Origin of the sequence: Pseudomonas sp. RIT409 (genome assembly GCF_003052515.2) — a bacterium.
GTDB lineage: Bacteria > Pseudomonadota > Gammaproteobacteria > Pseudomonadales > Pseudomonadaceae > Aquipseudomonas.
The window spans coordinates 125984-138410 of record NZ_QARE02000006.1; the positions used below are offsets into that span (position 1 = coordinate 125984).

Below are 12427 nucleotides of genomic sequence, written 5' to 3' on the forward strand. Positions count from 1 at the left end.
GAAAAATGCTTATAATGCCGAGCGTTTTTTTCGTGTAGCAAAGCTTCAAGGCGTGTTCATTTGTTAATGCCTGCGCTTAACCCATTCTTTTTTCTGGAAATCCAAAAGCCTTGATACGCCTGCTGAAGTTTTTCTGGTGGTCCATCGTCGCAATCGTCTGCGGTCTGCTGCTCGGTCTGAGCGGCGCGTTTCTCTATCTGTCGCCCAATCTGCCTTCGGTCGATGCACTGCGCAACATTCAGTTGCAGATCCCGCTGCGCGTCTTCAGCAGCGACGGCAAGCTGATCGCCGAATTCGGCGAAATGCGCCGTTCTCCCATACGTTTCGCCGACATTCCGCCCAATTTCATCAGTGCCTTGTTGTCTGCCGAAGATGACAACTTCGCCAACCATTATGGGGTCGACCCCGGCAGTCTGATGCGCGCCGCCAGTCAGTTGATCAAGAGCGGTCACATTCAGTCAGGCGGCTCGACCATCACCATGCAGGTCGCCAAGAACTACTTCTTGACCAGCGAACGCAGCTTTTCACGGAAAACCACCGAGATCCTCCTGGCCTTGCAAATCGAGCGCCAACTCACGAAAGACGAGATTCTCGAGCTCTACGTCAACAAGATCTACCTGGGTAACCGGGCCTATGGCATCGAGGCCGCAGCCCAGGTGTACTACGGCAAATCGATTCGTGACCTGAGCGTTGCCCAGATGGCAATGATCGCCGGCCTGCCGAAAGCGCCGTCACGATTCAACCCACTCGCCAACCCCGTGCGCGCCAAAGAGCGTCGCGACTGGATCCTTGGGCGCATGTTCAAACTGGGCAAGATCGACCAGAACACTTACCAGACCGCACTCGCCGAGCCAATCAACGCCAGCTATCACGTTCAGAGCCCTGAAGTGAACGCGCCCTACATTGCCGAAATGGCGCGTGCCGAGATGGTCGGCCGCTACGGCAGCGAAGCCTACACAGAAGGCTTCCGCGTCACCACTACCGTTCCCAGCGATCTTCAGGAAGACGCCAACCGGGCAGTTACCGACGGCCTGGTCGAGTATGACCAGCGCCATGGCTATCGCGGACCGGAAAGCCGTTTCCCCGGTTTGACCCATGACGCCTGGGCGCAGGAACTGACCAAGCAGCGTCCGATCAGCGGTCTTGAGCCAGCCATCGTCACCCAGGTGGACAAGACCGGCATCCGTGTCCTGACCCGCAATGGCGAAAAAGAAGAAGCGGTGTCGTGGGACACCATGAAATGGGCAAAGGCGTTCCTGAACACCAACAGTGTCGGCCCGAATCCCAAGCAGCCTTCGGATGTCGCTCATGTAGGCGATCTGGTGCGCGTGCAGCGCCAACCGGACAACACGCTTAAATTCAGCCAGATCCCGCAAGCACAGAGCGCGCTGGTCTCGCTTGACCCACACAACGGCGCGATTCGCGCCCTGGTCGGCGGCTTCGCCTTCGAGCAAAGCAATTACAACCGAGCCATGCAGGCCAAGCGTCAGCCAGGATCAAGCTTCAAACCTTTCCTGTATTCGGCAGCCCTGGATAACGGCTACACCGCCGCCAGCCTGGTGAACGATGCGCCTATCGTGTTCGTCGATGAAGCGGTGGACAAGGTCTGGCGTCCGAAGAACGACACCGGCACTTTCCTGGGCCCTATTCGCCTGCGTGAGGCCCTGTACAAATCACGCAACCTTGTGTCGATTCGCCTGTTGCAAAGCCTGGGCGTCAACACGGCGATCAACTACATCACCCGCTTCGGCTTCAACAAACAGGACCTCCCGCCTAATCTCTCACTGGCACTGGGCACGGCGACGCTGACGCCGATGGAAATCGTCAGCGGCTGGAGCACCTTCGCCAACGGCGGCTATAAAGTCAGCCCCTACCTGATCGACAAAGTCGAAGATCGAGAAGGCAAGACCTTGTTCGTGGCGAACCCCGCGACCGTTCCGGCCAACGACCCGAACCCTAAAGCGGTCAATGAAGCGCTGGTCAGCGATGCAACCACCTACGCAGCGCCCGAGACACCGGCCCTGACCGCCAACACCGCGCCCAATGCCCTCGATACCAACGGCGCGCCACCGGCACCGGCGGTTGCGCCACGGATCGTCGATGGACGCACCACCTACATCCTCAACAGCATGCTGCAAGACGTGATCAAGCGCGGCACGGGCCGACGTGCGCTGGCGATGAATCGCCCGGACATCGCGGGCAAGACCGGTACGACCAACGACTCGAAAGACGCCTGGTTCTCCGGGTACAACGGCGACTACGTGACCACCGTCTGGACCGGCTTCGACCAGCCTGAAAGCCTGGGCCGTCACGAATTTGGTGGCACGGTCGCGCTGCCCATCTGGATGAAGTACATGAGCGCCGCGCTGAAGGACAAGCCGCCGCACCAACAGGCCGAGCCGGATGGCATCCTGAGCCTGCGGATCGATCCAATCAGCGGCCGCTCCGCCACGCCGAGCACGGCAGGCGCATTCTTCGAGCTGTTCAAGAGCGAAGACACACCGCCAAGCGTCAACGAGCTGAACGGCAGCCCCGCACCGGGCAGCCCGCTGCCTGCGGATGAGTCGGCGCCAATCGATCTGTTCTAAAGCAACTGCAAGCCGCAAGTGAGAGCCGCGCCGCGTACGCTTTCACTTGCAGCTTGAGAGATACAACTTAAAGCTGCCCCATAAAAAAACCGGCCATCAAGCCGGTTTTTTTACGGGTGACAACTGCTATTACCCCTTGAAGACATCATCCACGCTTTTCAGCGGGTAGTGCTTGGGATAAGGCTGGGTCGCTACACCGCTTTCGATCGCCGCCTTGGCCACGGCGTCGGACACCACGGTCAACAGGCGCACATCCAGAGGTTTCGGGATGATGTACTCACGACCGAATTCCAGCTTGATGCCGCCGTAGGCATCGCTGACTTCCTGAGGCACCGGCAGCTTGGCCAGTTCACGTAGGGCATTGGCTGCGGCGATTTTCATTTCTTCATTGATGCGCTTGGCACGAACGTCCAGCGCACCGCGGAAGATGAACGGAAAGCCCAGCACGTTGTTGACCTGGTTCGGGTAGTCCGAACGCCCAGTGGCCATGATCACGTCACTACGGGTCGCGTGCGCCAGTTCTGGAGAGATTTCCGGATCAGGGTTCGAGCAGGCGAACACGATCGGATTGGCAGCCATGGACTTCAGGCCTTCGGCGCTCAGCAGGTTAGGCCCGGACAGACCGACGAACACGTCAGCGCCGTCCAGTGCGTCCGCCAAGGTACGCTTGTCGGTCGAGTGAGCGAATTGCGCCTTGTATTGGTTCAGGTCAGAGCGGTCTGAATGGACCACGCCGTTTCGGTCGATCATGAAGATGTTTTCAATCTTCGCACCCATGCTGACCAGCAACTTCATGCAAGAAATCGCAGCAGCGCCGGCGCCCAGGCAGACGATTTTCGCTTGTTCCAGGGTTTTGCCGGCGATTTCCAAGGCGTTGATCATGCCTGCCGCGGTAACGATTGCGGTGCCGTGCTGGTCATCGTGAAAAACCGGGATGTCGCACTGTTCGAGCAGCGCCTTTTCGATCTCGAAGCATTCCGGTGCCTTGATGTCTTCGAGGTTGATGCCGCCGAACGTAATGGAAATACGCTTGACCGTATCAATGAAGGCTTGTGGGCTTTCCGAATCGACTTCGATGTCGAACACATCGATACCGGCGAAACGTTTGAACAGAACGCCTTTGCCTTCCATGACCGGCTTGGAGGCCAACGGACCAAGATTGCCCAGGCCGAGGATCGCGGTGCCATCGGAAATGACAGCCACCAGATTGCCTTTGCCCGTGTATTTATAAGCCAGTTCCGGATCGCGACCGATTTCACGCACCGGCTCCGCGACGCCAGGGCTGTACGCCAGCGACAGATCGCGGGCAGTGGCAGTGGCTTTGGTGAGTTCGACGCTCAGTTTCCCGGGGCGAGGGTTGGCGTGATATTCGAGCGCGGCAGTTTTCAAATCTGACATGGGGGCATTCCGCTTTTTTGCTGTTGGACAGACGGACCGACGAGCATACGCAAGTCAGAAAGTCCTAACAAGACTGGCGGGTCACCCGTGTCAAGGGGTCGCATCTACGACTTTTAGCGTAGAGCCGCGGAATGCAAGGTGTTGAACGCATACATCCCGCAGCCAGAATTGTTCACAATTTTATAATTACTTTGTATTCAGCATTGCTGGGGATGTGATGGGCATCATCCAGCGAGGCTGTCCGGGCTTGAGCCCACCTCGGCGCCCCCGGTCAACGACCCAGCCTCGGGCCTCGACCTGTCGCCCTTTCAGACGCAGCAGGGCTGCGCCGTCGAATTGCCCCAGAAGGTTTGGCGCAATACGCAGCACCAGCCGGTCCGCAAATTCGATCCAGATGCCCCCGCCGTTGCGCTGAACGTCCGTGACACGACCGGAGACCACCGCAAAACCGCCGCTGCTTATCTGATCGGGAGACTGCACCGGAGAATTGCGCCACAGCCCTAACCCGGCCTGGCGCGCTGCGTTTTCAGCTGCCTGCTGGCAGTCGACGAGCGCGAGGTTGGGTGCCACCGCCACCAGGTAACCCAAACCTTCCGAGAGCAGTTGGGCCTCAAGGTTGGCGCCGTTGCGGCCATAGACATTGGCCAAGGTGCGCCCATAGTGATCGGTGGCCTGCTCGCCGACCCGCAAGCTGACCCGGCCGTCGCTGTCGTCGACCAACGTTTGCAACCGACGTTTTGCCGCCTCGGCGAAGGGTTGCGCAGACTGACCCTTTTTGCCGGTTTCCGGCGCGTTCAGGCCGATCATCCGCACGCTGCGTCCATCGGTGAGGCGCAAGGTGTCGCCATCGACCACCCGCTGGACCTGTGCCGTGGGCAATGAGGCAGGCGCAGGACACAGCGCCTGAGCCGTGGAAATCCAAATCGCAGGCATAAAAAAGGCGCCCGCGAGGGACGCCTTTTTGAACAGCCTGGAGTAGCTCGAAGAGCGATCCAGAATCGCCATTCTTACTTCGCTTTAGGAGCGCCGAACGCACCGAAACGCGATTTGAAGCGGTCAACACGACCACCTGCGTCCAGCGTTTTTTGCTTACCGGTGTAGAACGGGTGGCACTCGTTGCACACGTCCAGGCTCAGTGGTTTGGCCAGGGTGGAACGGGTTTTGATGACGTTGCCACAGCTGCAGGTTGCGTCAACGGCTTCGTAAACTGGATGGATATCAGCTTTCATGGATATTTCCTCAGGTCTAGCGTGCCGCCATCCAACACCATTGTTGAATACCGCACGGAATCAGGCCGCGCATATTAACAGACAACACAAACCACGCAAGAGAACGTTTACACCGGCCGTCTGCTAACATCGCGCCCTGGTCATACTCCGTAACAGGAAATCCCCCGCGTGTCCGACGCCATTCTGCGCCTTGCCCTGCCTTCGCCGCTGCGCCGCCTGTTCGACTACCGCGCCCCTGCCGACGTTGCGCACGACAACCTGCAGCCAGGCATGCGCTTGCGCGTCCCCTTTGGCCGCAGGGAAATGATTGGCGTGCTGGTCGAAGTCAGCGATCACACTGAAGTGCCCAGCGACAAACTCAAACCTGCCATTGCGCTGCTGGATGCAGAGTCGCCGCTTCCCCCCGCGCTGTTCAAGCTGTGCCTATGGACCGCGCAGTACTACCAGCACAGCCTGGGCGATACGTTGAGCTGGGCGCTGCCCGTGTTGTTGCGTCAAGGTGAACCGGCCGAAGCGCGGCAGGAGCGCTTCTGGCAGATCGCCCCTGGGGCCAGCGTCGAAGATCCGCGCATCGCGCGCGCGCCCAAGCAGAAGGAGGCGCTGCGGACCCTGGCGCAACACCCTCACGGCGTGGCGCATCAATTGTTGAGTAAGCTCAACCTGAACCGCGATAGCCTGAACCTCCTGTTGGCCAAGGCCCTAGTGACTGTCGATGTACGCGGCCACGCCCCCGCCGAACGTCATGAACACTGGCTGGCCCAGCCGGAACTGCCCCTCAACACCGAGCAACGTGCCGCATACGAAGCCATACGCTCCGGTTTCGGCAGTTTCCACGCTTCGCTGCTGGCTGGCGTGACCGGCAGCGGCAAGACTGAAGTTTATCTGCAACTGATCCGCGAAACGCTGGAGGCCGGCAAACAGGCCCTGGTCCTGATCCCTGAAATCAATCTGGGGCCCCAGACACTGGCCCGCTTCGAACAGCGTTTCAACGCCCGCATCGCGCTGCTGCATTCGGCGGTCAACGACCGTGATCGGCTGGACGCCTGGCTGGCCGCGCGCGATGGCGAAGCCGACATCATCATCGGCACCCGATCAGCGCTGTTCACGCCCATGAAGCACCCCGGCCTGATCATCATCGATGAAGAACACGACGGCTCCTATAAACAGCAGGAAGGCCTGCGCTACCACGCCCGGGATCTGGCGCTGGTACGCGCGCGGCAGGAAGACATCCCGATCGTGCTGGGTTCCGCTACACCTTCGCTGGAAAGCCTGCACAACGCATACACCGGTCGGTACGCTCTCCTGCGCCTGAATCAACGTGCGGGCGGCGCCCAACAGCCACGCTTCCTGCGGCTGGACGTCAAAAGCCGGCCACTGGACAGCGGCATTTCCGGGCCCATGCAGCAGGCTATCGGCCAGACACTGGCCGCCGGGCAGCAAGTGCTGGTCTTCCTCAACCGCCGCGGCTTCGCTCCGACCCTGCTTTGCCACGACTGCGGCTGGCTGTCCGAATGCAGCCGTTGCGATGCGCGCATGACCGTGCACCAGCGTTACGGTGAGCTGCGCTGCCATCATTGCGGCAACGTCGAGCGCGTCCCTCGTCATTGCCCAACCTGCGGCAAAGTCGACCTTCGCCCTGTGGGGGCTGGCACTGAGCGCGCAGAGGAGCGTCTGGCGATTCTCTTTCCGGACTACCCCGTCTTGCGCGTCGACCGTGACAGCACTTCGCGCAAGGACGCCATGAATCACCTGTTCGCCACGATCCAGAAGGGCCATCCGTGCATTCTGGTGGGCACGCAAATGCTCGCCAAAGGTCACCACTTTCCCCGTGTCACGCTGGTTTCGATCCTCGATGCCGATGGCGGGCTGTTTTCCGGCGACTTTCGCGCCAGCGAGCGAATGGCTCAATTGATCGTTCAGGTCGCAGGCCGTGCCGGCCGTGCGGATGAACCCGGCAAAGTGATCATTCAAACCCATCTGGCCGAACATCCGTTGCTCATCCAATTGACTGAGCAGGGCTATTTCGCCTTTGCCGAACAGGCGCTGAGCGAACGCCGCGCCGCCGGGCTGCCGCCGTTTTCGCATTTGGCGTTACTGCGCGCCGAGGCACACAAGCCAGGCCAGGCAGAGGGCTTTCTCGATGAAGCTTGTGCGAATGCGGAGCAACTGCTGAAGGACATGTCGCTGGGCGGCATCGAACTGCTGGGGCCGGTTCCCGCCCCGATGGAGCGTCGCGCGGGCCGTTACCGCGCTCAGCTACTGGTGCAAGCCAATGCCCGAGCCCCGCTGCACAAGCTGCTGACGAGTTGGTTGCTGACACTGGAAAGCCTGCCCAGCGGGCGCGCGGTCCGCTGGTCGCTGGATGTGGATCCTGTGGATCTCTATTAACGATCGACAAGCCACGCTCCCACAGAGATCGGCGTCTGCTGTGAAGATTCACAACCGCGCATCCAACGCGGTTGGCAAGGTGGCTCCGGCAACGGATAATGCCCAGTTTTTCCACCCGCGCATCGAAGCGCTGCCGCGCTTGCGGTCGAAAGAGAGCACCATGAAAGACACCATTCGCCAGCTGATCCAACAAGCTCTGAGCCAACTCGTCACCGAAGGCGTCTTGCCGGAAGGGCTGACACCGGCGATTCAGGTGGAAAACGCCAAAGACAAGAAAAACGGCGACTTCGCCAGCAACATCGCCATGATGCTGGCCAAGCCTGCGGGCCTGAAGCCGCGCGACCTGGCCGAGAAAATCGTTGCCGCGCTGCCGGCCGATGACCAGATCAGCAAAGTGGATATCGCCGGGCCGGGCTTTCTCAACTTCTTTCAGAACACCCAGGCACTGGCCGCTCGCCTGGACACCGCACTGGCCGACCCGACCCTGTCGGTGCGCAAGAACGGCCCGACCGAACGCGTAGTGGTCGACCTGTCCGCCCCGAATCTGGCCAAGGAAATGCACGTCGGCCACCTGCGCTCGACCATCATCGGTGATGCCGTGGCCAGCGTCCTCGAATTCCTGGGCGACACCGTCATCCGCCAGAACCACGTGGGCGACTGGGGCACGCAGTTCGGCATGCTGCTGGCCTATCTGCAGGAGACCCCTGCCACCAGTGACGAGCTGTCGGACCTGGAAAACTTCTACCGCGCCGCCAAACGCCGCTTCGATGAATCCGAAGCGTTCGCAGAGCGCGCCCGTGCTTTGGTGGTCAAGCTGCAGGCGGGCGATCCCGAGTGCCTGAGCCTGTGGACTCGCTTCAAGGACATTTCCCTCTCCCACTGCCAGGAAGTGTATGAGCGCCTGAACGTCAAACTGACGCCGAAAGACGTCATGGGCGAAAGCGCCTACAACAACGACCTGGCCAATGTCGTGGCCGATCTGAAGAGTGCCGGGCTGCTGGTTGAAAGCAACGGCGCGCAGTGCGTGTTTCTCGATGAATTCAAGAATGCGGAAGGCGATCCGCTGCCGGTGATCGTGCAGAAGGCCGATGGCGGCTATCTGTATGCCACCACCGACCTGGCAGCCGTGCGCTACCGCAGCAACGTACTCAAGGCCGATCGCGTGCTGTATTTCGTGGACCAGCGCCAAGCCCTGCATTTCAATCAAGTGTTCGCCGTGGCGTTGCGCGCCGGTTTCGTGACCAACGGCATGCACATGGAACACATGGGGTTCGGCACCATGAACGGCGCGGATGGGCGCCCGTTCAAGACCCGTGATGGCGGCACCGTGAAGTTGGTGGACCTGCTGGACGAAGCGGAGGAGCGCGCCTACGCGCTGGTCAAGGAGAAAAACCCTGACGTCGCTGAAGACGAGTTGCGCACCATCGCCAGGGCGGTGGGCATCAGTGCGGTCAAATACGCCGACCTGTCCAAGCACCGTGCCAGCGACTACAGCTTCAATTTCGACCAGATGCTGAGCTTCGAAGGCAATACCGCGCCGTATCTCTTGTATGCCTACACCCGCGTGGTCGGGGTATTCCGCAAACTGGGCGAACCGTTCGACGAAAGCAAGGGTCGTATCGTCCTGGAAGCTCCACAGGAGCAGGATCTGGCGGCGCGGCTGGCGCAGTTCGGCGAAACCCTGAACAACGTCGCAGAGAAAGGCACGCCCCACGTACTGTGCGCTTACCTTTACGATCTGGCCGGTCTGTTCTCCAGCTTCTACGAGAATTGCCCGATCCTGAACGCGGAAAACCCCGAGCAACAGCAAAGCCGTCTGCGCCTCGCGCACCTGACCGGTCGCACCCTCAAGCAAGGCCTGCAACTGCTGGGTCTGGAAACTCTGGAGCGTATGTAACTTGGCAGTCAAAAAGAAACCTGCTCCCAAGCGTGGCGCCAGCCGTTACGAAGCGCCCGCAAAGAAGCCGATTCCGGGATGGGTGTGGCTGGCGATCGGCCTGTCGGTCGGCGCCTTCATCGTTTTCCTGATGAAACTCGAACCCGGTGGTGGCGACGACATCAAGCGTTCCAAGGCCGAGGCCAAGGCAGCGAAGATCGCCGAAGCGAACAAGACGCCGCCGAGCCCCACGGCACCTGTGAAGCCCAAATACGACTTCTATACGTTGTTGCCGGAATCGGAAGTGATCGTGCCGAACGAGGCCGTGCCAGAGAAGACACCGCCTTCCGTTGCGACGCCGACCACGCCTGTCACACCCGAGCAGGCGGCGAAGATCGACACGGCGCGCGCCCAGGCAGCCCTCAGTGGCTTGACGCCTCCGCCAGCACCGCCGGTCGCCAAACCTGCAGCGGTCACGACATTTGTCCTGCAGGCGGGCTCGTTCCGCAAACAAGCCGATGCCGAAAAAGTGCGCGCGCAGATCATCCTGCTGGGGCAGGCGGCGACGGTTGAATCGGGGACCGTCAAAGACGAAACCTGGTACCGCGTAATGGTGGGGCCATTCAGCAATCGTGAACAACTGACCACGGCGCAGAAGCAACTGGCGAGCGGCGGTTTCAGCAACCTGCTGCTGCAGCAACGCCAGGCCCGATAATGAGGCGCGACGCGTCATAGCGTCGCGAACGGCTCGTTCAAGCCCATGCCCGTGCGGCAAAATCTGGCGCAATCCCCTGTGCCGTACCTGCCGGATGGGCTCGACCCGGCCATTTCTGCCCGACGGTTGAAATACCCGACCTCACCCCCATATGAGTTTCCATCAGGCCATTTTCGGCCCGCAGCGTGGAGACTCTCCCCTTGACCACCATCGTTTCAGTCCGCCGCCAAGGCAAAGTCGTCATGGCGGGTGACGGCCAGGTTTCTCTGGGCAATACCGTCATGAAAGGCAACGCCAAGAAAGTCCGTCGCCTCTATCACGGCCAGGTCATCGCCGGTTTCGCAGGCGCCACCGCTGACGCCTTCACCCTGTTCGAGCGTTTCGAAGCCCAGTTGGAAAAACACCAGGGCCACCTCGTCCGCGCGGCCGTCGAACTGGCCAAGGATTGGCGCACCGACCGCTCCCTGAGCCGCCTGGAAGCGATGCTCGCGGTAGCCAACAAGGACGCATCGCTGATCATCACCGGCAACGGTGACGTCGTCGAGCCCGAGGACGGTCTCATCGCCATGGGCTCCGGCGGTGCGTTCGCGCAGGCTGCAGCGCGTGCCCTGCTGCTGAAAACCGAATTGTCAGCGCGTGAAATCGCCGAAACCGCGTTGCACATCGCCGGTGATATCTGCGTGTTCACCAACCACAACATCACCATTGAGGAGCAGGACCTCGCCGAATGATCCCCGGCTGTGCCGCAAGTCATCGCGGCCGCCGGACCGAACCATTCAAGAGGACCGTTGAAACCCATGTCCATGACTCCCCGTGAAATCGTCCACGAACTCAATCGCCATATCATCGGCCAGGACGATGCCAAGCGCGCCGTCGCCATTGCGCTGCGCAACCGCTGGCGTCGGATGCAACTGCCTGAAGAGCTGCGCGTTGAAGTCACACCGAAAAACATTCTGATGATCGGCCCCACCGGCGTCGGCAAAACGGAGATTGCCCGCCGTCTGGCCAAGCTCGCCAACGCGCCCTTCCTTAAAGTGGAAGCCACCAAGTTCACTGAGGTGGGTTACGTTGGCCGCGACGTCGAGTCCATCATCCGTGACCTGGCTGACGCGGCGATGAAACTGCTGCGCGAACAGGAAATGACCAAGGTCCGCCATCGCGCCGAAGATGCTGCTGAAGAGCGGATTCTCGACGCGCTGCTGCCACCGGCACGCACCGGTTTCAGCGAAGAGGCGTCACCGAGCAGTGATTCCAATACCCGCCAGCTGTTCCGCAAACGGCTGCGTGAAGGCCAGTTGGACGACAAGGAAATCGAGATCGAAGTCGCTGAAATGTCCGGGGTCGATATCTCTGCGCCGCCCGGCATGGAAGAGATGACCAACCAGCTGCAAAGCCTGTTCGCGAACATGGGCAAGGGCAAGAAGAAAAGTCGCAAGCTGAAGGTCAAGGAAGCGCTCAAGATGGTCCGCGACGAAGAAGCGAGCCGTCTGGTCAATGACGAAGAACTCAAAGGCAAAGCGCTGGAGGCCGTCGAACAGCACGGCATCGTGTTCATCGACGAAATCGATAAAGTCGCCAAACGCGGCAACGTCGGCGGCGCTGACGTCTCCCGTGAAGGTGTGCAGCGCGACTTGCTGCCGCTGATCGAGGGTTGCACGGTCAACACCAAGCTGGGCATGGTCAAGACAGACCACATTCTGTTCATCGCCTCAGGCGCTTTCCACCTCAGCAAGCCCAGCGATCTGGTGCCCGAGCTGCAAGGCCGTCTGCCGATCCGCGTGGAATTGAAAGCCCTGAGCCCGCAAGATTTCGAGCGCATCCTGAGCGAACCCCATGCCTCGCTGACCGAGCAGTACCGCGAGCTGCTGAAAACCGAAGGCCTGAACATCGAGTTCCAACCTGACGGCATCAAGCGCCTGGCCGAAATTGCCTGGCAGGTGAACGAGAAAACCGAAAACATCGGCGCCCGTCGTCTGCATACGCTGTTGGAGCGGCTGCTGGAAGAAGTGTCGTTCAGCGCCGGCGACCTCGGCAGTGCCCAAGACACCGCGACCATCAAAATCGACGCCGACTACGTCAACAGCCATCTTGGCGAACTGGCGGAAGACGAAGATTTGTCGCGTTATATTCTTTAAAAGCAGCGGCTAGCTATAAGCTTCAAGTCACCAGCAGATATCATTGCGATCCGATATCTGCTTCTACTTGAAGCTTGCCGCTTATAGCTTGAGGCTGC

At 60.5% G+C, this 12427-nt stretch carries 9 protein-coding genes; 6 read left to right on the forward strand and 3 right to left on the reverse strand.

Annotation, left to right across the window (positions count from 1 at the left end; genetic code table 11):
- Positions 1-110: 110 nt before the first annotated feature.
- Entirely contained in the window at positions 111-2588 is a 2478-nt protein-coding gene (locus DBP26_RS09980; protein ID WP_108237415.1) for a penicillin-binding protein 1A, read from the forward strand.
- Positions 2589-2717: 129 nt separating this feature from the next.
- Here DBP26_RS09980 and DBP26_RS09985 read toward each other — a convergent pair whose 3' ends face one another.
- From DBP26_RS09985 to rpmE, 3 genes are all read right to left on the reverse strand, one after another.
- Positions 2718-3986 (reverse strand): malic enzyme-like NAD(P)-binding protein, encoded by a 1269-nt coding sequence (locus tag DBP26_RS09985; protein WP_108237416.1) that lies wholly within the window; start codon positions 3984-3986, stop codon positions 2718-2720.
- Positions 3987-4172: 186 nt separating this feature from the next.
- The gene (locus tag DBP26_RS09990; protein WP_108237417.1) at positions 4173-4991 is read right to left on the reverse strand and encodes a thermonuclease family protein; all 819 of its coding nucleotides are present in this window, start codon (positions 4989-4991) and stop codon (positions 4173-4175) included.
- 2 nt (positions 4992-4993) lie between these two features.
- Complete coding sequence (gene rpmE, locus DBP26_RS09995; protein ID WP_108237418.1) at positions 4994-5215, reverse strand: 50S ribosomal protein L31; 222 nt, start codon at positions 5213-5215, stop codon at positions 4994-4996.
- Positions 5216-5383: 168 nt separating this feature from the next.
- Between rpmE and DBP26_RS10000 the strand changes: the two genes are divergently transcribed.
- The 5 genes from DBP26_RS10000 (at position 5384) to hslU (ending at position 12329) form a co-directional block, all read left to right on the forward strand.
- On the forward strand, positions 5384-7603 hold the full coding sequence (locus DBP26_RS10000; protein WP_108237419.1) for a primosomal protein N': 2220 nt from the start codon (positions 5384-5386) through the stop codon (positions 7601-7603).
- 160 nt (positions 7604-7763) lie between these two features.
- The gene (argS, locus tag DBP26_RS10010; protein WP_108237421.1) at positions 7764-9500 is read left to right on the forward strand and encodes an arginine--tRNA ligase; all 1737 of its coding nucleotides are present in this window, start codon (positions 7764-7766) and stop codon (positions 9498-9500) included.
- Between the two features lies 1 nt (position 9501).
- On the forward strand, positions 9502-10194 hold the full coding sequence (locus DBP26_RS10015) for an SPOR domain-containing protein (protein WP_108237422.1): 693 nt from the start codon (positions 9502-9504) through the stop codon (positions 10192-10194).
- 200 nt (positions 10195-10394) lie between these two features.
- Positions 10395-10925, forward strand: a complete 531-nt coding sequence (gene hslV / locus DBP26_RS10020) for an ATP-dependent protease subunit HslV (RefSeq protein ID WP_037016051.1) — start codon at positions 10395-10397, stop codon at positions 10923-10925.
- Positions 10926-10991: 66 nt separating this feature from the next.
- Positions 10992-12329 carry an ATP-dependent protease ATPase subunit HslU gene (gene hslU, locus DBP26_RS10025; protein WP_108237423.1) on the forward strand — a complete coding sequence of 446 codons (1338 nt, stop codon included), beginning with the start codon at positions 10992-10994 and terminating at the stop codon, positions 12327-12329.
- The last annotated feature ends 98 nt before the right edge of the window (positions 12330-12427 follow it).

Excerpts from the sequence above, each read along its gene's own strand:
- hslU (WP_108237423.1), top strand. The coding sequence starts at position 10,992 with ATGTCCATGACTCCCCGTGAAATCGTCCACGAACTCAATCGCCATATC.
- argS (WP_108237421.1), top strand. The coding sequence starts at position 7,764 with ATGAAAGACACCATTCGCCAGCTGATCCAACAAGCTCTGAGCCAACTC.
- DBP26_RS09990 (WP_108237417.1), bottom strand. The coding sequence starts at position 4,991 with ATGGCGATTCTGGATCGCTCTTCGAGCTACTCCAGGCTGTTCAAAAAG.
- DBP26_RS09985 (WP_108237416.1), bottom strand. The coding sequence starts at position 3,986 with ATGTCAGATTTGAAAACTGCCGCGCTCGAATATCACGCCAACCCTCGC.
- rpmE (WP_108237418.1), bottom strand. The coding sequence starts at position 5,215 with ATGAAAGCTGATATCCATCCAGTTTACGAAGCCGTTGACGCAACCTGC.